Here is a 22,381-nt window from a genome sequence, read left to right on the forward strand (position 1 = left end):
ACTGACTGAAATTGAGATGGTAAGTCTTTGTTTATCATAAATAACTTATTAATGGCTCAAATAATCCATATAGGTAATGATAATAAGTATATGATTCTCTTTTGGACTAGACCAAAGGCTCTTTGTTCACCTAGGGAATCCAGTTTCAAAGGGGCTTCAAAAATAAATGTCTCGCTGTGATGAGACTGCTGCTGAAGCGAAGGTACACTCCCCGGGGTAGCCTGGGGAGGCTTTTCCTGGGTCAGCGACAGCTATGCTTTATCAGGGAAGCGCCTAAGAATTGCTTTGGATCCAAGTTTTCCTGCATGGAGGAAGGGGTCTATGAATTGGAACCCATTCACAGTGAAGCAAGCGGCTGGCAAATTCGGGTAGGGGATAAAGGCTTGATTTTATCCAAGGCGGCTGATCAGTTGCCGGGGACTTTTGAACTCTGTCCGGTAAGCTGTTACCGAGCTGATGGCACTCCATTGTTCACCAAACTTGCCTTCCAAAATTATTGGATGAGCTGGGAGAATATTGGGGAAGAGGAGAGATCCTCCAATTGCAGATAGAATCCAAGGCCATACCCTATTCCTATCAGGCATGTCAGATACCTTCTTACTCCTAACCCTGACCGGGGCGATCATTTCTATCCTCTTATCGGTGATCGCTTATTTTCTCAAGTTTCTGTTTCAGGACTTTAGAAAACTGCAAGAGGATTTTCTGGAAATCAAAGCCAGGCAAGAAAGCCTGAGAGCTGAGATTGACAGGATCTCCGAGGTGTTGCTTTTGCTCAAAAAGCAGCTGATGCGGAAAGCTCGACTTTCTTAAGCACAGATCATTAAACAATACAAATACTAATCACATGGGAATACTATCAGAAATCAAGCAGAGGGCTTTGGCCCCCACACCACCCTTCTTTAAAAAACTGAAAAGAATTGGGTTGGTAATAGCCGCTGTAGGCACGGCGGTTTTGACAGCTCCAGGTTCTGTTCCTGCCGCTTTACTGCTATGGGCAGGGCATGCTGTGACAGCCGGAACCATCCTGGTGACCATCACTCAACTGACGGTGGATGAAAATCAGCCGGAAGATGGGGATGCATCACTGACTTATTGATCATCAAGCTGGGCGGGTTTCCTGCCCGGCTTTTTTTGAAATAACAGATGAGAGGGTTGAGAAGCGAGATGCGAGAAGCTAGAGACGAGAAGCTAGAGACTAGAGGCGAGATGCGAGAGACGAGAAGCCATATCATTCAATTACTCAGTTCCTCAATTACTCAATTACACAAATACACAATCACAATGATCTCAAAAATCCGATATATCAAACACCTTGTAATTCATTGTTCTGCGGGATATGCAGGCAGAGAGGGAATCGAAAGATTTTGGAAAGAGACACTAAAATGGAAAGTTCCGGGCTATCATTTTTTGATTGAAGTGGATGGATTAATTCATCAATTGCTACCATTAGACCAAATCAGTAATGGAGTCAGGGGGTACAATCAGCACGCCATTCATATTTGTTATGTGGGTGGAGTGCATCCAGATAATGTCCATTTGGCTATGGATACACGTACAGAGCAACAACAAGCGGGTATTCTAACCTGTATTTTTCAATCCTTAGAATGGGCCAAACAGTTTCAGGATATCTCGGCAATCAAGATTTTAGGCCATCGGGACTTTTCGCCAGACAAAAACGGCAATGGGATCATAGAACCTTGGGAACGAATCAAAGAATGCCCCTCCTTTGATGCGATCTTAGAGTATCAATGGATCATGAAGAAGGGGAATGAGGTTTAAAGTTGATATTTAGTGATCTCTTGCAGTGATAGCAGTTTAAAGTTCAAAGTGAGAAATTTAAAATTTACAGGGTTTCAGTTTGATTCCCTAGCTCCGAAGGAGCGGGATTATTTAGGAACCAGGAATTATATCAAGCGTTTTTTGCAGCTCCAAAGGAGCGTGATAAAAGAAGTTTAATTTTCTCGCGGTAGCGCGGCGGCGCAGCGGTTTTTGTCTTTCATAGAGTGTGAATTTGAAATCGTCTCTGCGAGCGAAGCTTGCGGAGCGAAGCAGTCTCAAACTATCACTCGAATACACAGCGGTTTTGGCTCCTGCAAAGCGTGAACGGGGTGAAGTAGGGATGGGCGTTAGTAGATAGTTGTTATTAGGGTGTAAGTCCATTGAAAGGACTCTTTTGATTCAAACTATGTGATCTATGATTTCTTTGTGGTTTTTAAAATCTTTCTTTGTGGAATTTTGAGCGTTCTCTGCAGCTCTGCGGTGAAAAATAATTTAAAGTTTAAGGTGGAGAATTTAAAGTTTGACTTTTGATATCATCTCAAAGCTCCGAAGGAGCGGGATTATTTAGCAAATTGAAATTGGATCGACTAATTGGTTTAGCTCTGAAGGAGCGAGATAATAGAGAGGGGCAAGTTTCTGGTGAGGAGTTTAAAGTTGCCGAATCAGGGTAATAGTTTGTTATCCAATTTGGATTGTTAAATGGTATGGTATTTAATTCTTATCCCTTAAAGCCTAAGAATTAAAATACTTTCTTGAATATTCTTTACATATCTCTTAAAAAATCAATTTTTTTAATAAATATTCAATTTTTTTTCGACATCGATTTTTCAGTATTCCAAATTTTATTTTGCAATAAGCCGTCAAGATTTGTTAAAATAAGTATTTAATGTAATTTTTTAGTCAAAATTAACCACTATTACTATTAATTATAAAAAAAATAAGTATAAATATGACTATTTTAATTTGAATAAATAAAAAAATCATTTTTAAATACTAATAAATGTATTTTAAATCAGAAGAATATTTTGTTAAATAAAAAATATTAAAAAAAAAATACCCTGTACAGGGTATTTTTTTTCGACTTATTGATGCTTTTATTTGGGAAAAGTCAATTAAACTATGAAAAACTTAATTTTTACTATTTTATTTTTAGCAATAGGATTGGAGGCTGTTGCTCAAGGGAATTCAAACGGAAATAATGGAAACGGTCAAACAAAGAAGGATTCCACGAAAAATGAAAAAGATCAAATATCAACACAAAACTATGCTCATATTCCTTTCAGTCCAGTAGAGCCATTCAGGAAAATGAAATCGCCACCTTCTCCTCAAATGGCCTCACTTGGGCAATTTGGGGAAATTCCTGTCAACCATTCAACTGGAATTGCAAATGTGACAATTCCGATTCATACAATAAATGTAAATGGGTATGAACATTCAATTAGTTTGAACTACCACGGTGGTGGAATAAAGGTAAATCAAGTTTCTTCAAATGTCGGACTTGGCTGGGCTTTAAATGCATCTGGCGTGCTGGCAACGACAGCAAATAAAATCGGAGGAGATTTTATTTATCTACCAACAAACTATACTTCATTTAATCCAAATACAAACCCCTCATCCTTTCCTGCTAGCAGAAATGATACCGATTATATGTGGGCACATGATGCATTGAATAACTGTTATGATACTGAACCTGATGTTATAAATTATAATTTCGGAATCTATTCAGGTGTTATGGTTCCTATTTATCAGGGATCTTATAGAGAAGTTCCTTACAAGGGGCTTTCGATTCAAAATAATGGTTCTTCATTTGTTATTTTTGACAAGGAAGGAACTAAATTCACTTTTGATGTAGAAGAGACAACATACATTCCACCAGGATGTCCGAATTCATTATATATGGCCACAGAGGGTTGTGTAAATGCTGGTATATATAATGACTCCTATTACTTATCAAAAATTGAGTCTAAGGAGGGAGGGATTATAAATTTCTTTTATGAAAATGAGGGATCAGTCCTAAAACTTGGGGGATTTGAGTGAATCGAGTTTCTTTGTTAAAAAAAACAATTGGAAGAAAAGGATTACCTCAGTTTACTTTTGCCTCAGGGGCTTTTGGAATTTTTCAAGGTTACCTCGGCAGCCTTTAAGGACAATGCTTATCATATTTATTTGGAAGAGCTCAACATTCATCCTGAACATCTTCAGGGAGTAAAGCTGGTTTCCAAAGGTTTTTTTGAGGAAGTTACCGTACAGGATTTCCCCCTGAGGGGTAAAGCTTGTTTCCTGAAAATAAAGCGGAGAAAGTGGTTGAATGAAGAGACGGGAAAGAATGTAAGCAGGGACTGGAATTTGGTAGCTAACGGCACGCGAATGACACAGGAATTCGCGCTTTTTTTAAAAAGGAACGACTGGACTCGTCCCCTGTAAGTTGTAAGAGTCTTGCTGAAAACTTCCATGTGAATGGAAAGGTCCTTGAACATCAGTATGTTTTTCATCTCAGTGACTTTCAGACTTGGTCTCAGAAATTCCATGCCAAGGATTGGATTCTCTTTCCGGAAAATCTGGGCACCCACCTCAGCATTGATGAAACATCCCTTTCTCAGGAGAGCTCTATACCGTACTGACCAATAAAGCCGCCAAAGGCAAAAAGGGAGCGTTGGTTGCTATGATTAAGGGGACTGACAGTGAGCGGGTAATTGATGTGCTGAGAAAATTACCTGAGGGCAAACGAAAGAAAGTCAAGGAAGTTACCCTGGACATGGCTGCCAGCATGGAACGAATTGTCCGCAGGAGTTTTCCTAAAGCACTGTTGGTTACCGACCGCTTCCATGTCCAGCAACTTGTTCATGAAGCCGTACAGGAAATGAGAATTGCCCACAGATGGGAGGCCATCGAGCAGGAAAACAAAGAAATGGAACTGAGCAAAGAGTGTGGCAAGCCATTTATTCCTAACAAGCTCGAAAACGGAGATACTGAAAAACAGCTTTTGGCAAGGAGTAGATATTTGCTTTTTAAGGCAGAGGATTCCTGGACGCCCTCACAGGCACACCGGGCAGAAATACTTTTCCATCGCTATCCTGATTTAGAAAAAGCTTATAAACTGTCCAGGTCTCTGGCCAGAATCTATCAGACCAGCAAAATCAAGGGAGTAGCCTTCACCAAACTAGCTCAATGGTACAACGAAGTGGAGCAGGCAGGATTCAAATCCTTCAACACCGTATCCAGAACCATCCAAAATCACTACGAAACCATTCTCAACTTCTTTGAAAACAGAAGCACAAACGCATCGGCTGAATCATTCAATGCAAAAATCAAAGCGTTCAGAGCACAGTTCAGAGGTGTGTCAAATGTCGAATTCTTCCTCTTCAGACTTTCCAATATCTATGGATAAAATTTTAGCCTCCCCAGATATTCAGACTGATCCAAAATGAGTCTTATACTTACGCAGTAAACAGAACAGAGCAAAAGTATTCTTGGCTATTTGGTGGAGGCTGTGTCGCTGATTCCAATCTTCCAGATGTTCATTGTATTCAAGAAAGTACAGTTACCGGAAAAAGATTAATCAGAATAGAAACTTCAGAAAACGAGCAGATTTTATTTAAATATAAAACTGAGGCAACATCTGATGGTACTCGAGAAGATTTACCTGGATCAAAAGCTCTTCAGTTTATTGAAGTATTCAATATGGGTGAAGCTCTTCCATTAAAAAAAGTAGAATTAGTCACTTCTTATCATTTTGGGTCTGGATCAACAGGTCTTTATCATAATGTAGCTTGGGAAAAAAGGCTAAAGTTGGATCAAGTAATTTTTGATTCTGACCATAATTATTCTTTTTCTTATTTTGGAAATCTTGCTTCCCGACTTTCTTTTGACCAAGATTTTTACGGATATCATATTTACTCTTCTGTTTCAACTTTGACACCTTATAATGCAAATCATAATCCTAACGGTGCTGATAGATCTCCTAATCCTTCTAGGATAAACGCTGGTTTATTGGAAATAATCACTTTCCCAACTGGTGGATACAACAGGTTTGAATATGAACCGAATTGGGTCTTCTTTGGTAATTCAAATCAGCAAGGACCAGGAGTTAGAATCAAAAGAATAAGTTCTTATTCTGATTTAAACTCTCTAGTAAAATTTACTGATTACAAATATGTTCAAGAAAATGAATCTATCTCATCAGGCTTTATTGACAATTTGCAGTCTAGTGTCAACTTCATAGATGAACAATCTCAATGGCAACATGACAATGACACAGGTCCGTATAGATTAGATTGTAAATTTTATGTAGTCAGTAGTGATGATCAACTTTCTTCATTTATGGGAAGAACATATAACATAACTTATAAGAGGGTTGAAGAAATAATAAATGATGGTTCTCAAGGGAAAATAGTTTATCATTTTTCTCAAATAAATGATGTTATTATCAATACTGCACCATCACTTTCCAGTATAAACTATGATTGGACACATGGTTTGCCAATAAAAACGGAGATATTCAAAAAGGAAGGATCATCTTTTGAGAAGATCGAAGAAAAGACGTTTCATTATAAAACTTTTATTACAAATACTAATTCCTTTCAAGCAAATGCTGGCCCGAGCTCATTTTATTCATTTGGAATGAAATTGAATAGGGAAAGAGCTGAAGTTCAACCAGGTCAGCAATGGTTATTTAAACCCGCGGAATATAATTTATTTAAATACGGTTATTTATCAGCGTTATTGTCGAAGTATAAAGAGACAAGTAAGTTATATAAAAATGGACTCACAAGAGAATCGAATATTTATTTTTCGATTGATTCTTTAAATAATCAAATTACTAAGTCTGTTTATAAGGATATTAATAATCCTTCCAATACAATGATTAGATATTATTTTTACTCTGATGAAATTAACTCTCAAAGTGCTTTTTTTACTTATAAAAATCCACTGCTATTTATTGATAAAAAAGTTTATAATGGAGTAGAATATACTATTAATGGTGGATATTTCCCTTTGATTAGTTTAAATGGTAGACTTTTACATAATAAGGCGTATAGGTTAGACCTTGCTCAACCTGTCAGTAATTATACTTTAAATTTAAATCAACCAGAATTGAGCCAAGGCTTTAAGTTGACAAATGAGGTATTGAATTTTAATTCTAAGAATTATCCAGAATTAATAAAAGATAATGGGATCCAAACTAAAATATTCTATGATTATTCAGATTTAAAACCTACTGCATATATCAGAAATTTTACTGGCACAAATTCTGACTTCGCATATACTAGTTTCGAAACAAATAATCAAGGAGGTTGGAATTATACTGTTTTATCCCGTCCCATTCGAATAACTCCCTTTACTGGTAGTATTGTACACAGATTATCGGGGAACCCGTTAACAAAAAATAATTTAAATCAATCTAGGACCTATGTTTTAACATTTGCAGTTAAAAAGGATGGTAATGCGATTCCTAACTTGGTTGTGAAAAAGAATGGATCAATAATTTCTGATTCTGGAATAAGCAATAGTGATATTGGCGAAAAGTGGATTATTTATCAATATAGATTGTCTTCTAGTTCAAGTGTTCAAATAGAAGGGGATGGTGTTTTGATAGATGAATTAAGAATCCTTCCTATTGAATCTTCGATTACCACGTATGGATATTTTCCATTTATTGGTCTTAGTTATGAAAATCCCAATTCTATGATTCCTGTCAATTATTTTTATAATGGACAAAGAAGATTAAGTATGATTCTAAATCAGAATGGAGAAAGATTAAAACAATATTTTTATCAATATAAGGCACCTATATCATTTTAAGGATGAAAACATTTATAGCTATTTTAATTACATTTACAATTTGTAATATCTGCATTTCTCAAAATTTACCAAATCAGGTTGGAAGTTCAACTGCCTCTAGTCCTGAATCGTTAAATATACCTTCAATATCCTCCACGGCAAACATTAATGTCATAAGAGAGTGGAGTTTTCAGCAGGCCGTAGTTTTATTTCCGGGTGATCCTAGTAAGGAACAAGCAAGGACTTTAACATTTTATATGGATGGACTGGGAAAACCTTTGCAAGAAGTTTATTTTCAGCTTAGCCCTCAAGGTAAAGATATTGTAAAGCCTTTTGTATTTGATTCATTTGGAAGGAAAAAATATGAATTGTCTTCATATCCATCTTTAAATTCAAGTGGAAAAATTGTTCTGAATACTGCCGCAGAGTATTCATCGAGATTAAGTTCGATTTATCAAAATGAAGGAAACTTTTTTGGAAAAATTATTTATGAATCTTCACCTTTAGAAAACATTATAAAATCCTTTTCTCCCGGTAATTCTTGGACAGGTTCGGATAGAGGTGTCTCAAAAGATGACTTTCTTAATTCTATTCCAATAAAAAAATTTGAAATTCCACCTGGTCAATCCTTTCCAATACATGTTGGAGACTATGGGGCTAGCCAATTGATTACAAATAAAGTAATTGATGAAGATGGTAAAATATCAGAAAGTTTTACTAATTCTTTGGGGCAAATGGTTGCTTCGAGAAAATCCAAGTTTTTATTGCCTGGTTCTAATTTTAATGATTGGTTTTGGACTTTTTACATTTTTGACCAAAAAGGCAGGATAGCTTACACTCTCATGCCGCAAGGTGCGTCAATTTGTAATTCTTCATCTAATTGGGATATTGAGCATCCAAACGTAAAAGAACATTATTTTAAGTATGAATATGACAATAGGGATAGAGTTATAAGAAAAAAAATACCTGGAGCCGGAATAACGGAATACGTTTATGATCACTTGGATAGGGTTGTAATGCAGAGAGACCCTAATCTTTCAGCTTCAAGCGAATGGATGGTAATTAAGTATAATGAGTTCGAAGAAGTATCTACTATTGGAAGATTGGTTAGTTCCACAACCCGGGATAGTTACCAATCAACGGTTGATTCGGACATTAACTTTATAAAAAATCTTACGCTAAATTCTACTGATCAATCAAATATTTATAGCAATTATACATTTGGAGGAACTACCCATACGTTTAATTCCTCTTTTAATTCTAACTTTTCTTCTCCTCTTAGAAGTACCAAGGCAATTCATGGTAGAATGACAGGTAAAAGGAAGAAGGTAGATGGTACTGGTAGCTATATTTCTGAAGTTTATTTTTATGATGAAATAGGGAATTTAATTCAAAAGAAGGTTTTAAATCACAAAGGAGGTACAGATTGGACAACCATGGAGTATGATTTTTTGGGCAGAGTAATTAAAAGCTATCATGTACAGAATAATCCAAATGCAGGATCTAACTCAACTATTACATTATTAAAAACATATACATATGACCATGGCGGGAGGCTTATTTCAATTTCTCAAAAAGTCAACTCTAATCCTATTCAGACTTTAGTTACTTACCAGTACGATGAACTGGGACAGCTAATTAGTAAAAATTGGAATGGACTTCAAACCGTAAATTATAAGTACAATCCTCGAGGCTGGCTCACACATATTAATGACCCAAACTTATCTGAAAGCGGTGATACATTTGGTATGCAGATTTTTTATGATTTCGGTTATAATTCCATAAATTACAATGGAAATATTTCAGGTATTCAATGGAAAAGTAGTAGAGATAACGTGAAAAGAAGCTATGGATTTAATTACGATCAGATAAATAGAATTACGAGAGGGCATTATGTTGCATTTGGATCTTCTTGGAATCTGGAATCAGATAGATATTCCTTATCTTCCATAAGTTACGATGAAAATGGGAATATTTTATCCTTGGAAAGGAAAGGTAAAGTGTCTAACCCTAATTCATTTGGCACTATCGATCAATTGAATTTCACCTATGCATCTAATAGGTTGTCCCAGGTAGAAGATCTAGTCATGCCACAATTTGGTTTTATGGACTTTAAAAACGGGGCCTCCTCTTCTAATGAATATCAATATAATAATGCGGGTAGTTTGATTTCAGATGAGAATAAAGGAATAACTAATATTTCTTATAATTTCAATAATTTACCCAGAGTTATAAATTTAGGTTCAGGTAATCAAATTACCAATGTCTATGATTCTGAAGGAAGAAAACTATCCACAACGATAGTATCCGGGGGTACCACAAAAACCTATGATTACATCGGAGATTTTGTATATCTTAACAATACAATTCAACACTTTGCACACGAGGAAGGACGTACAGCCTGGGATGGCGGATCGGGAAATCCATATGATGAGTATTTTTATAAAGATCATCTTGGCAATGTCCGTCAGGTAATACGTGCACCTTTTACACTGGCTTTTCGGGCCACCATGGAGGAGGAATACGCTCAAGAAGAAGAGCAACTTTTTGAACAGCTTCCGGAAACAAGGATACTCGACCACCGCCATAACAATACTGTGGGTGGAAACCAAGTGGCCTGGCTGAATGCAGAAAGAGGAAAAATGCTCGGTCCATCAAGAACGCAGGAGGTACAGGAAGGAGATAGTCTGACGCTTGAAGTGGATGTGATTTTCGACAAAAAGAGAAAGGGCATATTGCATCCTTCTGCACTGATCAAAAGTGGAAGTCAAACATTATGGAAGGATCGCTTGCTGGAAGGAGTGCAAAACCTTAACTTTTCTCCTGAGATCAATCCGATGTTGATTTATGAGTTTACCCGATTGCTATTGGCAGAGATCGAATCCAAGAAGACCCCAGAAAGTTACCTGATGTATGCGCTATATGATCAGGACAGTGTGCTATACGATCAGGGCAAGGTCTTGGTCAGCAATGCCGCAGCCAATGAGCATGAGCAACTTCGACAGACACTCAAAGTCAAAAAGAATGGATATCTGGAAACCTTCGTGGTCAACGAAACAGCTCAGAATATCTTTTTCGATAATCTAAAAGTGCAAAGTACCAGTCCGATCATCGTTCAGGAAAATGCCTACTATCCCTTTGGAATGACCATCGCAGGATTGGATTATAGCTATAATAATCATACGAATAGGTATCTCTATAACGGGAAGGAACTGATAGAGGATCTGAATCTTGGTCTATATGACTATGGGGCTCGGATGTACGACCCAGCAATAGGCAGGTGGATTTCTGTGGATCCTTTGGCAGAAGAACGAAGTTGGGTAAGCCCTTACAATTTTGTGCAGAATAATCCATTGAACAGGATTGACCCTGATGGGGCACTTGACAATCCGATTGTTAATTCACAGGGAGAGTTTCTGGGATATGATGAACTTGGTGCTGGTGGAGAAGCTATCGTTTATGATGGTGCATTTAAAGAAGGGATGAGCCAGGATGAAATTTTCAATAACGGAGGGCAGTTTGCAACTGATTTTTTCATAGGTAATAATTTTAATATGGGTGACGCCTTAGATTTCCAATCCAAGGCGAACCAATCTTTCAAGGACAAGAGAAATACAGAAGCATTATTAGCTACAGGAGATTTAATAGGTGATATTTCTACGGGATTGTCTTTTATGACTGGTGGAGCAGGAGGCGCAAGGGTAGCTGCAAGGAGTGGGCTTATGGCCAGGGGTGTGGGCAATCAAGCACTTACGGCCAGCCCAAGACTTTTTAAAGCAACAGAACAGACGAGTAGATCAGCGGTTAAGAGGATTGCCCAGAGTATGAGTCAGAGTGGTTGGCAAGGTGAGGCAATTCATGCATATAAATTAAAGGACGGAACATTTGCCATACTAAATGGACATCATAGGGTTCAAGCAGCTACAAGGGCAGGAATAGATGTTCAATATAAAGTATTGAATTTTACGGAAGCACAGTCGCTATATGGCTGGAAATCAGAAGCTGAAATTATAATGTCAATTATTAGATAATGAGTCAGGAGAGCTTAATAGAACTCATCAAGGAGTATTTACAAGATGTTGATATCTTTATGTCTTTACTCCGAAAGAAGATTGGGGACAATCATCCCCTTGCATCTGCCAGACATGGTTTGATTCCGAAAGAGGGTTTATTAGAGGGGATTAAGTATAATTTTCATGGTAAGGGGTGTAGGTTTGAGAAATCGGGCAGGACTGTAGAGTTTGACTTTGGTAGTGGCTTAAATCATGAAGGTTTTGATTTATGGAGGTTGGGCATTTATGCGCATAGTAGGGAAAGTGACTTCCCTCAATATCAAGATCAGAAGGTACTTAGTGATGATTTCAATTCAGCAATTCGGGAAGGGTTGATTTTTAAAAGTAAGGATGAGTTAGATTCTAATTTTTATTTGATACCCAATTTCAAAAAATAATTTAAAGCTCTGGGTCTCTAGAGCTTTTAAATTATAATGCAGCTACATTTTTCTGAAAGAAGTCTTTGAACTTCTTTTTGGTCAGGAAAGTATCGATCATTTTGAAGACCATATTTTTTTCTTCGGGTTCGAGTTCAGCAATAAGTTTTACCTGTTCCATCAGGCTTTTATCTTCAATGGTCACTTCATCGGGGATGTTGCCGTCAAAGTTGATCAGCTCATCAATGGTCATTCCGAAATATCTGGCGATTTTGTTCACCCCCTCTGGGTGTAGAAGGTGCTTGATTGGGGCTAGGTGTAGTTTGTAACTACACCTTTCTATACAAAAAAAATTTGTAATTTGCTGATATCGAAAAACATTGTTTTATGGGAGAGGCCTATCAGATAAGAGATCAAGAAATGCCCTATTTCCTTACTTTTCAGGTTGTAGGTTGGGCGGATGTTTTTACCAGAAAAGTATATCGTGATTTTATTTTGGAGAACCTATCATATTGTCGGTTGGAAAAGGGATTGTACTTGTATGGTTTTGTGATTATGAGCAATCATGTTCATTTAGTGGTTCAGCAAAAGGATGGGAAGCTTTCGGATTGGGTGCGGGATTTTAAAAAGTTCACCAGTAAAAAGCTATTGAAAATGATCCTTGAGAATCCGCAGGAAAGCAGGAGAGAATGGATGAAGATGATTTTTGAGTACCATGCTGAGTTTAATAAACGATCAGGCGATTTTCAGTTTTGGACCCATGACAATCATGCGATAGAACTGTATCGGCCTGAAATGATTGAGACTAGGATGAAGTATATTCATGAGAATCCAGTTAGGGCAGGAATTGTCGAAAAGGAGGAAGAATATTTATACTCGAGTGCTAGGAATTATTCTGGTTTGAAGGGTTTGATTGAAGTGGATTATTGGTAAATAAAGTAACTAAGCCAATTGCAAATTGGTAAGGATATTAGGGTGAAGTTGCAAACTTCACCCAGTCCTAACGATGATTTTACTACACCCAGTGGAGACATCCAGTGCGGGAGCGGCTTCTTACACGGTAAAAAAAGTCAAAGAAGATGAAAATAAGTAAAATATCAGGTGATAGGTTGAGGATTAGAAATCTGGCATCTTACATAGTGGTCGTAGTTTTGATAATTGTAGCCTCTGAAAAGTATGGATATGGGCCAGTTTTAAAAGGATTGGGCATATTTATTGGAATAGTGTTGTTTAACTTGGCTGTAGTTAGGTCTTATCAGGAAATTACGTTCTTTTTTAAAACAAAATCTTGGGGGATTTCATCTCTTGTTACTATACTTTTGATATTATTTGTAGTTGGTATCCCTTTTGTTTTTGTTGCTTTTTTAAAAAGCACATTTGTTATATTGGGATCTGTGCTTAGTGCCTGTGTATTAGGTGTCTTACTAATATATGATATAGGAAGGAGGACGTTAGGTTAATGGGTAAGCGAACAAGTACCTCTACAACGGGAAGGAACTGATCTCCGATCTAAATCTTGGTTTATACGATTACGGGGCACGTTTTTATGATCCAGTGATAGGGCGCTGGACCAGCCCGGATCCCATGGACAGTGAAAGAAGCTGGGTAAGCCCGTACAACTACGTGCAGAACAATCCGATGCTGAGGATTGATCCGGATGGGATGTTTGACATCCGAATACACGGGGAGAACAATTCCAGTGTGACCATCGTGACCGACCTTATCGATATCGATGTCAATGCGGGCAGGATAGTTGGGGATTTGGGGGGCAATTATTCATTGCAGGGGGATGATATCCTCAGTGCTGCTCTGGATATTGTCGGAGTGGTTGATCCTACAGGTATTGCCGATGGCCTGAATGCGGGCTTGCAGGCAAAGAACGGTGACTGGCTGGGTGCTGCCATCAGTACGGCCGGAATAATCCCATACATAGGGGACGTTGCCAAGGTCGGGAAGATCGGAAAGGATGTCAAGATCATCAATAATGCGATTGATGCGACCAAAAATAGAGTTAAGCTTCGGAAAGGAACAATTGAACAAGTTAAAGATAATGCTCCGAAGAATCGGAATGGAGATTATTTAGATCCTAATACTGGTCAAGTGATTCCAAAAGATGGCCCATTTGACATTGGACACAAACCAGGTCAAGAATGGAGAACCAGAAAGGAAATGCATAAACAAAATGGTAGTACCAGAAAAGAGGTTCTGGATTCAGAGAATAATCCCAATCTTTATCAGATTGAAAACCCTAGCTCTAATAGAAGTCGTAGATATGAAAAGAAATAAATTTTATGAAGAAAAAATTCGATAAAGCTAAGTCACTCTTATATAAAAATGATTTTGGAAGTTTTGTGGAGATAATAGGAGATTTTGAAGATTTAAATTTTGTAGATAAAGATGGTAGAACATTATTGGTTTATTCAATATTAGAGAATAATAAATCGTTTGCGGAATTTTTAATTAATAATGGGTTAAATATAAATTTGGCGGACAAAAATGGTTGGAGTCCCCTTCATTTTTCTGTAAACGAAAACTTAATAGAGTTAGTGCAGATACTTCTAGAAAATGGAGCTGAGGTTAATTCTCAAGATAATTTTGGAAACACAGTTTTATGGAGGGCAGTTTTTTCTTCTAAGGGGAAGGGAGAGGTAATTGAAAAGTTACTTAAATATGGTGCGGATCCAGAAATAAAAAATAATTATGGGATAAGTGCATTGGATCTAGCTAACACTATAGATAATTATAATGTAAAGCAGTTTTTTGATAAATAACTATTAAGGGAGTTGAAAAAAGTAGATTAAGGGTGGCTAACTCCAAATTGAGTCAGAAAGCCCAGCATGGTTATGAAATTTTCAACAAAAAAACTGGTGATGTTTTAAAGTACGGGATTAGCGGACAGAAAAGGTCAGCCAACCAAATCTCAACTGCGGGGTCTCCAAGGATCGACCAGAAAGTAAGATCAAAATACGGCAATGACCCTGACATTGGAGGCCGAGTAATAGATGGGAATTTAGGGAATAGACAACAGGCACTAGATTGGGAAAAGGGGAAAGTGCAGGACTTCAGAACAAATAATAATAATCAAAAGCCTCCAAGACAAATTAGACCTAATTAATATGCTTAATCAGATTACATTAGCTTGTTATACGCAGGGACATAAAAATCAGTCAATCAATTCAGAAGCATGGTCGATTCCTGAATTGTACTGTTCTTTTTTAAAAGACTTTGATACTGGCAAGGTGGTAAAAGTAAATGTCAATATTAGAGAAGAATGGGGTGAATTGTTAGATTATTATGAAAGCTATGTGGATGTTATTACTATTAGAAACCACTTTGACTTTCCTAGTTATTCGGTTTTAGACAAGCAAGGTAAGAAAAAGATGCAATTGGAAGCTGTACATAAGGGAATGATGCAGATAGCCGCAAGGGAAGGGTGGTCAACAGACCCTCTTCTGGATGCCTATAACCAATGTTAGGAAAGGAATCTTGAATATCATTTTGATGTAGGCAAACCGAAGTCATCACCTGACAGGAAGCACAAAATAGGTTTTTGGTGTAATTGGGATCTGGATGTTTTTGAACTCTATTGGGTTTTGTTCGATAAGCAAAACAAGGAGCTAAAGCGTGAAAGGTTAGTATCCAAGCCTCCCTGTGAAGGTGAGTTTGTTTACTATGTGAAATGGAAGTGGGTAAGCGAAACAGCGGTTGTTTTGCAGGACAAATACAAATACGGGAAAAACGAATCCTGGAAGATTGACCTTTCGGGTAAATTAGCCCAAATCAACAAAGTGTGAGCCCGGCAAGTCCGGATTTTTGCTTTATAGAGCAGCTACGTTTTTTTGGAAGAAGTCCTTGAACTTTTTTTTTGGTGAGTATTGTCTCGATCAAGCCGAAGATAACGGACTTGTCCTTTTCGTCCAGCTCGGCAATCAGGCGCACCTGTTCGGAGGCTGTTTTATCTTCTAGGGTAATCCCCTGCTGGGAGTAGAATCATGGTTAGGACTAGGCGTAGTTTGAAACTACGCCTTTCTATTCTGTCAAATTTGTAATTTGCTTAGGATACAATAGTCTAAGAAACATAACCAATTACAAATCGGGAAGGATAGTAGGGTAAGACAAGGCGTTAAGAAATCATTCTGTGATTCTGATAATTACCGGAATTAGCCTGGAGCCTGCTTAATGGGGAGGCAAATTCCACCTAGCGACCAATTGAACTCCAGAGGTATGAGAATATTCAACGCCAAAATGAAAAATTGCCTTAGATCAGTATTTATTTTTTATAGAATGATCTAAGGCTGAGGATCAACAAAAACCTCCAGTATATTCCAAACCTACACTTTTCTTATTTTTACAAAGCCTACAAAGAATTCCCTTTCCTTTATCTTTCTTCAATTAGCACGTAAAATCATAATATATTGTGAATATTGCGAGATTTAAATCTGTTTTAGCTCATAATAATCTAAATATCACATTATAGTATGATTTATATTTGATTTTAGAAAAATCAATAGTAAATTAGTCTAAAAATCACATTATAATGACAATTGAAGAAATAGGGTTGGCTATAAAAGAACGAAGACAGGTTCTTAAAATCATTCAGCCAGATTTGGCAGAAATGGCTCAGGTGAGTATTAATACCCTATACAAAATTGAGCGTGGTGAGGCTAATCCATCGGTCAAAGTGCTAAATAAACTTGCGGAGATTTTGGGAATGGAATTATCACTTTCCGTCAAAAAACTGCTTTAATAGATGAAATCAGCGAGAGTTTTAAGAAATGGGGAGTTGGTCGGGATCTTGTCAAAATCGGAATCTGGTAAGTACTCTTTTGTTTACGAAGATTCCTGGTTTTCTCATCCGGATAAACCCTCCGTTAGCCTAACACTTCCAAAATCAAAAAAAGAGTATTATTCTGATCATTTATTTCCATTCTTTTTCAATATGCTTTCTGAAGGTGTCAATTTGAAACTACAGGCACGCCAATTTCAGATTGATGAAGATGATTTCTTTACTATACTTTTAAAAACTGCTGATTCAGATACCATAGGTGCAATAACCGTTGAACCAAATGACTGAGCTAATCATTAATACCTGTCCCATAACCTTAGCAGAAGGCTTTCATACCTACAGCCCGCTTGGATTGAAACAATTATTCTCAGGGAAAAAGACAGCACATATTCTTCCCTATCATAGCCATCAACCAAATCAAACTTCTCAAATGGCAGAATTGATGGAGAATAGAAAGAGAATTTCTATTTCAGGGGTTCAGGAAAAGCTCTCTTTGATTTGGGATAAAGGCCAGCTTAGATTAACCCGTCAAGGAGAACAAGGAACCTATATTTTGAAACCTATTCCAAGGGATTTGGAGAATGTGGATCAGGTTCCGGCTAATGAACACTTGACCATGCAGATTGCTAAACAAATCTATAAGTTGAATGTAGCTGAGAGTGCCTTGATCTTCTTCGAAAATGGAGAACCTGCCTACCTGACCAAAAGATTTGATATCGACTCTAAAACTTCTAAAAAGCTGGGCAAAGAAGATTTTGCGACTTTGGCTCTAAAATCAAAGGAAACAGATGGAGAAGAATTCAAGTACAATTATAGCTATGAAGGGATCGCCCTTTTGATTAAAAAATATGTGGCTGCTTATCCTATTGCCATAGAAGAGTTCTTCAGGTTAGTGGTATTCAATTTTCTGTTTTCAAATGGGGATGCGCATTTGAAAAACTTTGCCCTACTGGAAACTTCGCAAGGAGATTATAATCTGAGCCCAGCATATGATTTGGTGAATACTAGACTTCATGTAAAGGATTCTGAAATGGCTCTAAAAGATGGGCTCTTTGCTGAAGATTATTACACCAAAAGTTACGAGGCAATGGGGCTTTATGCCTACGATGATTTTTTCGAATTCGGTATAAAAATCGGAATCATGCAAATTCGAGTTAAAAAAATCCTCAATGAATTCTCAAAGCCCTTAGAAGAAATTGAACCTATAATCAATCGAAGCTTTCTGTCTGATGAAATGAAAGAACGCTATAAAAAAAGCTATGAGAGTCGATTGGGTTTTCTTAGAAACTCTTATGCGAAAAGAGATCTTTAAAATGATTTCCAGTGCCTTGAATGAAAGATAGAGATTTACTCCTTCTTCTTAGGCTCTCAAAATATTATTTGCTGGAAAATCGATTTTTACTTGGCAAATCTCTGTTCTAGAATATCTTGATTTTTTCCGATTTCTATTAATGACTAAACAAAAAACAATCCCCCAAAATGGAGGATTGCTTTGATTAAGATTTAATTTTCGAAGATAGGGAAGCTCAAAAATCATAATTTGAAGTGATTTATGACTCCCGTCCCCAGATTAGTTTTTGTACAATTCATGTTGTAATTCGAATCTATCCAGCATCATGACTTTATGCCAAGCGTCTACAAATTGCTTTACAAATAATTCATGACCGTCAGAAGCTGCGTAGGCTAAAGAAAGAGTTCGCAGCTGTGGATTGGAACCAAATACTAAGTCAGCACGGGTTGCAGTCCATTTGGTCTTTCCGCTCGCCTTGTCCTTTCCTTCAAAGGTTTCCTTAGCATCATCTGCCGGAGTCCATTTGGTATCTATGGCCAATAGGTTGGTAAAGAAGTCATTGCTCAATACTCCAACCTTTTCGGTAAATACTCCATGCTTGGAGCCATCGTAATTGGCACCTAAAACTCTCAGCCCTCCAACCAAGGCGGTCATCTCAGGAGCAGTCAGGTCCAATAACTGAGCTCTATCAATCAACATACGCTCAGTCTCTACGGCATACTTACCTTTTCTGTAGTTGCGGAATCCGTCTAGCATTGGCTCCAATACTGCGATATTATCAACGTCTGTTTGTTCTGCACTGGCATCCATTCTGCCTGGTACAAAAGGAACAGATACCTTCACTCCGGCATCATGGGCAGCTTTCTCCACAGCAGCACAACCTGCCAATACGATCAGGTCAGCCATGGAAATCTTTTTATTTCCTGATTGCTTGCCATTAAAGTCAGATTGGATTTTTTCCAAAGTTTCTAAAACTGAAGCCAATTGTTTGGGGTTGTTGACTTCCCAGTTTTTCATAGGCTCTAAACGCACTCTTGCACCATTGGCACCTCCTCTGAAATCAGTTTTTCTGAAAGTTGAAGCAGAAGCCCAAGCAGCACTTACTAAAGCAGAGATAGACTGACCTGAAGCCAAAATGTCCTTTTTCAGTTGAGCGATATCCTGTTCATTCACTACTTCATGATCTAAAGCAGGAATTGGATCTTGCCAAATTAATTCCTCTCTGGGTACTTCAGGACCTAACAACCTGTTTTTTGGCCCCATGTCTCTATGAGTCAGTTTGTACCAAGCACGAGCAAATGCATCATCTAGCAAAGTGGAATCTTCCACAAATCGCTCACAAATTTTTCGGTATTCCGGATCGGTTATCAAAGCAATATCCGTGGTCATCATCATCAATGGATGACGAACACCTTCCAAATGTGCATCAGGAACAGCATCTGCAGCAGCTCCGCCTTTTGGTTTCCAAGCTTTTCCACCTGCAGGGCTGACAGTTTGCTCCCATTCGTATTTGAAAAGGTTTTCTAAATATTCATTATCCCATCGGGTAGGATTGGAGGTCCAAGCTCCTTCAATTCCGTTCGTGGTGGTATACTGAGCATTTCCTGTTCCATTGCTGTTGATCCAGCCCAAACCCTGATGCTCTAATTCTGCAGCATTAGGTTCTGGTCCCAAATGGGATTTTGGAGAAGCGCCATGGCTTTTTCCAAAGGCATGTCCACCTGCGATCAAGGCAACCGTTTCCTCATCATTCATCGCCATTCTGGAGAAAGTAATTCGAATCTCCTGGGCTGCTGAAATAGGGTCCATATTTCCAAAAGGTCCTTCTGGATGCACATAGATAAGAGATTGTCTGGATGCTCCTAATGGATTTTCCAAATCATACTCCTCAGTTCCCGGCTTTCCTGTCCAGCGCTTATCTTGGGTGGCCATTTCTGTTTCCGGACCCCAGTAGGTGCTATCATCACCTTCCCAAGAGTCCAGTCTTCCTCCTCCGAATCCGAAGGTTTTGAATCCCATTTGCTCCAAAGCGCAGTTACCCGTTAGAATGATTAAATCCGCCCAGGATAATTTTCTGCCATATTTCTGTTTGATGGGTTCTAAAAGTCGGATAGACTTATCGATGTTACCATTGTCTTCCCAAGAATTGAGAGGAGCAAAACGGATCAAGCCTTCGCCAGAACCTCCTCGACCATCGGCAACTCTGTAAGTTCCGGCAGCGTGCCATGCCATTCGAACCATCTGGGGACCGTAGTTGCCATAATCTGCTGGCCAAAAATCATGGGAAGTGGTCAGCATTTCTGTGATATCTTTTTTGACAGCTGCCAAATCCAGAGAAGCGAACTCCGATGGATAGTCAAAGTCAGGACCATAAGGATTTGCTTTGGATGATGGGCTGTGAAGCAACTCAACCGGAAGGCGCTTTGGCCACCAGTCAGCATTCATAGGCTTGGTGCCGATGCCACCGCCTATTCTATCGCTTTTAATTTGATTTCTGCCTCCAGAAATGGGGCATTTGCTTTGTTCAGTCATTTTAAAAATGTTTTATGGGTTTGATATAAATGAAATTCATTTGTACATACTTTTTAACCCCGTAGAAATGATTTTGTTGTCTGTAATTTCCCAAATGGTAGAAGAGCAGGAAGAACGGTATGTAACTCTACCCTCCAAGGGTTTCAAATCCCTTGGAGGGTTTATTTAGGATGATCATTATGCTATTCGGGATTTGTAATCCCGAATCCCTATCGTAGGATTTTCAATCCGATGAAATATTTAAAAAAGATGGGAATATTTCGCCGAAGGGGTATTTCTTTATTTCAATTGTATTTCTCTACAGTGCCATACCTACGGCATGGAGATGGTTTTGTGCTCAATTTTGCTACCGAGCTGAAATTCCTACGGGATAAATATCTTGCCGAAGGCATTTCTTAAAAAATATCTTTTCGATAAGCTCAGGCTTGAGAATATTTCGCTGCAGGCATATTTCTGTTATTTCTACTGTATTTCATCCAAAAATCCCCCATGCCCCCTTTGTTCAATGAAGTCGTCCCATACTGAATTAACGTTTCCAAAGGGGGATTTGACCCGTATCTTGCCGAAGGCATGTCTTGAAAATTATCTTTCCGACAACCTCAGGCTTTAGAATATTTCGCCGCAGGCGTATTTCTTTTATTTCAACTGTATTTCATCCAAAAATCCCCCATGCCCCCTTTGTTCAATGAAGTCGTCCCATACTGAATTAACGTTTCCAAAGGGGGATTTGACCCGTATCTTGCCGAAGGCATGTCTTGAAAATTATCTTTCCGACAACCTCAGGCTTTAGAATATTTCGCCACAGACATATTTCTTTTATTTCAACTGTATTTCATCCAAAATCCCCCATGCCCCCTTTGTTCAATGAAGTCGTCCCATACTGAATTTACGTTTCAAAAGGGGGATTTGACCCGTATCTTGCCGAAGGCATATCTTAAAAATTATCTTTTAGGTATCTTTCATATATTTCGCTGAAGGCGTATTTCTTTATTTCAACAGTATTTCTCCGAAGGTATTATTCTATTGTTTTCATCAAAAATCTAGAACATTGATAGAAGTTAAGTGTAATAGAAAAAATTATTCAGCTCACTGAATCAATTCTTAAACTTAATCGTAAGTATTACTAATTAAACCAACAAACGATTAAAAAGCTATGAAAACCAACAAGTTGATTGCTTATGTCACTGCAATCCTTCTTTCATTTTTCCTGACAATAGGAATGGTGTTTGCCAAGGATGAAACTAAAAAAGAAAAGGATGAGGAAATTGAGGTTAAAGTTGATTTCACAGAATTTGAAAAAAAGACAACCCCAACCATTTATCTGGTAGATAAAAATTTAGATATCAAGGCAGAATTTTATGGAGATATCGATGCTATCAAGTCTAGATTTAAACCTATTTTCGAAAAGTCCCATTTCTTGGTAGAGCATAATAAAAGAAGGGTATATTTAATCTCTGAGTAAAATCTTTCGGAGAAGTCAAAATTTAATTTCAATCTCCCGGGAAGCAATTTGTTTCTCGGGATTTTTATTTCACTACTTGGATCATCTGGGTTTGGAAAAAGGATAGATTTATCAAAAAAAGGGTTGAGGGATTACACCTTGCTTATTTTTAAAGCACCTGATTTCATTTTATAAATGACTATTTCGCCGAAGGGTATTTCTTTTATTTCAACCGTATTTCTCTAAGGTGCCATGCCTACGGCATGGAGATGGGTTTATGCTCAATTTTGCTACCGAGCTGATATCCCTACGGGATAAATATCTCGCCGCAGGCATATCTAA

22 protein-coding genes and 2 pseudogenes are annotated in these 22,381 nt (G+C 38.0%); 22 read left to right on the forward strand and 2 right to left on the reverse strand.

Going from position 1 to position 22,381, the window contains the following annotated elements; all coding sequences use genetic code 11:
* Positions 1-305: 305 nt before the first annotated feature.
* From GYM62_RS02015 to GYM62_RS02060, 10 genes and pseudogenes are all read left to right on the forward strand, one after another.
* Positions 306-551, forward strand: a complete 246-nt coding sequence (locus GYM62_RS02015) for a hypothetical protein (RefSeq protein ID WP_219958100.1) — start codon at positions 306-308, stop codon at positions 549-551.
* 31 nt (positions 552-582) lie between these two features.
* Positions 583-810: a hypothetical protein gene (locus tag GYM62_RS02020; protein WP_219957383.1), complete on the forward strand. Its 228-nt coding sequence runs from the start codon at positions 583-585 to the stop codon at positions 808-810.
* A gap of 34 nt (positions 811-844) precedes the next feature.
* Entirely contained in the window at positions 845-1,096 is a 252-nt protein-coding gene (locus GYM62_RS02025; protein WP_219958101.1) for a hypothetical protein, read from the forward strand.
* 47 nt (positions 1,097-1,143) lie between these two features.
* Positions 1,144-1,779, forward strand: coding sequence for an N-acetylmuramoyl-L-alanine amidase (locus GYM62_RS02030; protein WP_219958102.1), 636 nt, complete (start codon positions 1,144-1,146; stop codon positions 1,777-1,779).
* Between the two features lie 1,119 nt (positions 1,780-2,898).
* The gene (locus GYM62_RS02035; RefSeq protein ID WP_219958103.1) at positions 2,899-3,816 is read left to right on the forward strand and encodes a hypothetical protein; all 918 of its coding nucleotides are present in this window, start codon (positions 2,899-2,901) and stop codon (positions 3,814-3,816) included.
* Positions 3,817-3,843: 27 nt separating this feature from the next.
* Complete coding sequence (locus GYM62_RS02040; RefSeq protein WP_219957786.1) at positions 3,844-4,203, forward strand: transposase; 360 nt, start codon at positions 3,844-3,846, stop codon at positions 4,201-4,203.
* A 29-nt stretch (positions 4,204-4,232) separates the two neighbouring features.
* Positions 4,233-5,167, forward strand: a pseudogene (locus GYM62_RS02045) (transposase).
* A 293-nt stretch (positions 5,168-5,460) separates the two neighbouring features.
* Positions 5,461-7,581, forward strand: a complete 2,121-nt coding sequence (locus GYM62_RS02050) for a hypothetical protein (RefSeq protein WP_219958104.1) — start codon at positions 5,461-5,463, stop codon at positions 7,579-7,581.
* A 2-nt stretch (positions 7,582-7,583) separates the two neighbouring features.
* Positions 7,584-11,591, forward strand: a complete 4,008-nt coding sequence (locus GYM62_RS02055; protein WP_219958105.1) for a DUF6443 domain-containing protein — start codon at positions 7,584-7,586, stop codon at positions 11,589-11,591.
* Entirely contained in the window at positions 11,591-12,010 is a 420-nt protein-coding gene (locus GYM62_RS02060) for a hypothetical protein (RefSeq protein WP_219958106.1), read from the forward strand. The genes GYM62_RS02055 and GYM62_RS02060 overlap by 1 nt, the downstream gene beginning before the upstream one ends.
* Before the next feature lie 31 nt (positions 12,011-12,041).
* Here the strand turns inward: GYM62_RS02060 and GYM62_RS02065 are convergent, their stop codons facing one another.
* Positions 12,042-12,269: a transcriptional regulator gene (locus tag GYM62_RS02065; RefSeq protein WP_255590496.1), complete on the reverse strand. Its 228-nt coding sequence runs from the start codon at positions 12,267-12,269 to the stop codon at positions 12,042-12,044.
* A 107-nt stretch (positions 12,270-12,376) separates the two neighbouring features.
* Here GYM62_RS02065 and GYM62_RS02070 point away from each other — a divergent pair, with 107 nt between their 5' ends.
* The 11 genes and pseudogenes from GYM62_RS02070 to GYM62_RS02115 all read left to right on the forward strand — a co-directional run bounded on the left by GYM62_RS02070 (position 12,377) and on the right by GYM62_RS02115 (position 18,087).
* Complete coding sequence (locus tag GYM62_RS02070) at positions 12,377-12,922, forward strand: transposase (protein ID WP_219956607.1); 546 nt, start codon at positions 12,377-12,379, stop codon at positions 12,920-12,922.
* Between the two features lie 146 nt (positions 12,923-13,068).
* Entirely contained in the window at positions 13,069-13,449 is a 381-nt protein-coding gene (locus GYM62_RS02075) for a hypothetical protein (RefSeq protein WP_219958107.1), read from the forward strand.
* Positions 13,450-13,471: 22 nt separating this feature from the next.
* Positions 13,472-13,642: pseudogene (locus tag GYM62_RS20955) on the forward strand (RHS repeat-associated core domain-containing protein); the annotation flags it as partial.
* A 9-nt stretch (positions 13,643-13,651) separates the two neighbouring features.
* Positions 13,652-14,275, forward strand: coding sequence for a GH-E family nuclease (locus GYM62_RS02080; protein WP_255590675.1), 624 nt, complete (start codon positions 13,652-13,654; stop codon positions 14,273-14,275).
* Positions 14,276-14,280: 5 nt separating this feature from the next.
* On the forward strand, positions 14,281-14,760 hold the full coding sequence (locus tag GYM62_RS02085) for an ankyrin repeat domain-containing protein (protein ID WP_219958109.1): 480 nt from the start codon (positions 14,281-14,283) through the stop codon (positions 14,758-14,760).
* 32 nt (positions 14,761-14,792) lie between these two features.
* A complete protein-coding gene (locus tag GYM62_RS02090) occupies positions 14,793-15,104 on the forward strand; it encodes a hypothetical protein (protein ID WP_219958110.1) in 312 nt (103 codons plus the stop codon).
* Position 15,105: 1 nt separating this feature from the next.
* Positions 15,106-15,465, forward strand: a complete 360-nt coding sequence (locus GYM62_RS02095) for a hypothetical protein (protein WP_219958111.1) — start codon at positions 15,106-15,108, stop codon at positions 15,463-15,465.
* A 117-nt stretch (positions 15,466-15,582) separates the two neighbouring features.
* On the forward strand, positions 15,583-15,783 hold the full coding sequence (locus GYM62_RS02100) for a hypothetical protein (RefSeq protein WP_219958112.1): 201 nt from the start codon (positions 15,583-15,585) through the stop codon (positions 15,781-15,783).
* Between the two features lie 743 nt (positions 15,784-16,526).
* Complete coding sequence (locus GYM62_RS02105) at positions 16,527-16,736, forward strand: helix-turn-helix domain-containing protein (RefSeq protein WP_144605527.1); 210 nt, start codon at positions 16,527-16,529, stop codon at positions 16,734-16,736.
* Between the two features lie 3 nt (positions 16,737-16,739).
* On the forward strand, positions 16,740-17,063 hold the full coding sequence (locus tag GYM62_RS02110; protein ID WP_219958113.1) for a HipA N-terminal domain-containing protein: 324 nt from the start codon (positions 16,740-16,742) through the stop codon (positions 17,061-17,063).
* A complete protein-coding gene (locus GYM62_RS02115) occupies positions 17,056-18,087 on the forward strand; it encodes a type II toxin-antitoxin system HipA family toxin (RefSeq protein ID WP_219958114.1) in 1,032 nt (343 codons plus the stop codon). The genes GYM62_RS02110 and GYM62_RS02115 overlap by 8 nt, the downstream gene beginning before the upstream one ends.
* A gap of 258 nt (positions 18,088-18,345) precedes the next feature.
* Here GYM62_RS02115 and katG read toward each other — a convergent pair whose 3' ends face one another.
* Positions 18,346-20,598 (reverse strand): catalase/peroxidase HPI, encoded by a 2,253-nt coding sequence (gene katG, locus GYM62_RS02120; protein WP_219958115.1) that lies wholly within the window; start codon positions 20,596-20,598, stop codon positions 18,346-18,348.
* Between the two features lie 1,153 nt (positions 20,599-21,751).
* Between katG and GYM62_RS02125 the strand changes: the two genes are divergently transcribed.
* The gene (locus tag GYM62_RS02125; protein ID WP_219958116.1) at positions 21,752-22,060 is read left to right on the forward strand and encodes a hypothetical protein; all 309 of its coding nucleotides are present in this window, start codon (positions 21,752-21,754) and stop codon (positions 22,058-22,060) included.
* Positions 22,061-22,381: the final 321 nt, after the last annotated feature.

It is taken from the genome of Algoriphagus sp. NBT04N3, assembly GCF_019443765.1.
In the GTDB taxonomy this organism is placed as follows: domain Bacteria; phylum Bacteroidota; class Bacteroidia; order Cytophagales; family Cyclobacteriaceae; genus Algoriphagus; species Algoriphagus ornithinivorans.

Coding starts and splice junctions, on each gene's coding strand:
- GYM62_RS02015 (WP_219958100.1), top strand. CDS start 306: ATGGAGGAAGGGGTCTATGAATTGGAACCCATTCACAGTGAAGCAAGC.
- GYM62_RS02020 (WP_219957383.1), top strand. CDS start 583: ATGTCAGATACCTTCTTACTCCTAACCCTGACCGGGGCGATCATTTCT.
- GYM62_RS02025 (WP_219958101.1), top strand. CDS start 845: ATGGGAATACTATCAGAAATCAAGCAGAGGGCTTTGGCCCCCACACCA.
- GYM62_RS02030 (WP_219958102.1), top strand. CDS start 1,144: ATGAGAGGGTTGAGAAGCGAGATGCGAGAAGCTAGAGACGAGAAGCTA.
- GYM62_RS02035 (WP_219958103.1), top strand. CDS start 2,899: ATGAAAAACTTAATTTTTACTATTTTATTTTTAGCAATAGGATTGGAG.
- GYM62_RS02050 (WP_219958104.1), top strand. CDS start 5,461: ATGGGTGAAGCTCTTCCATTAAAAAAAGTAGAATTAGTCACTTCTTAT.
- GYM62_RS02055 (WP_219958105.1), top strand. CDS start 7,584: ATGAAAACATTTATAGCTATTTTAATTACATTTACAATTTGTAATATC.
- GYM62_RS02060 (WP_219958106.1), top strand. CDS start 11,591: ATGAGTCAGGAGAGCTTAATAGAACTCATCAAGGAGTATTTACAAGAT.
- GYM62_RS02070 (WP_219956607.1), top strand. CDS start 12,377: ATGGGAGAGGCCTATCAGATAAGAGATCAAGAAATGCCCTATTTCCTT.
- GYM62_RS02075 (WP_219958107.1), top strand. CDS start 13,069: ATGAAAATAAGTAAAATATCAGGTGATAGGTTGAGGATTAGAAATCTG.
- GYM62_RS02080 (WP_255590675.1), top strand. CDS start 13,652: ATGTTTGACATCCGAATACACGGGGAGAACAATTCCAGTGTGACCATC.
- GYM62_RS02085 (WP_219958109.1), top strand. CDS start 14,281: ATGAAGAAAAAATTCGATAAAGCTAAGTCACTCTTATATAAAAATGAT.
- GYM62_RS02095 (WP_219958111.1), top strand. CDS start 15,106: ATGCTTAATCAGATTACATTAGCTTGTTATACGCAGGGACATAAAAAT.
- GYM62_RS02105 (WP_144605527.1), top strand. CDS start 16,527: ATGACAATTGAAGAAATAGGGTTGGCTATAAAAGAACGAAGACAGGTT.
- GYM62_RS02110 (WP_219958113.1), top strand. CDS start 16,740: ATGAAATCAGCGAGAGTTTTAAGAAATGGGGAGTTGGTCGGGATCTTG.
- GYM62_RS02115 (WP_219958114.1), top strand. CDS start 17,056: ATGACTGAGCTAATCATTAATACCTGTCCCATAACCTTAGCAGAAGGC.
- katG (WP_219958115.1), bottom strand. CDS start 20,598: ATGACTGAACAAAGCAAATGCCCCATTTCTGGAGGCAGAAATCAAATT.
- GYM62_RS02125 (WP_219958116.1), top strand. CDS start 21,752: ATGAAAACCAACAAGTTGATTGCTTATGTCACTGCAATCCTTCTTTCA.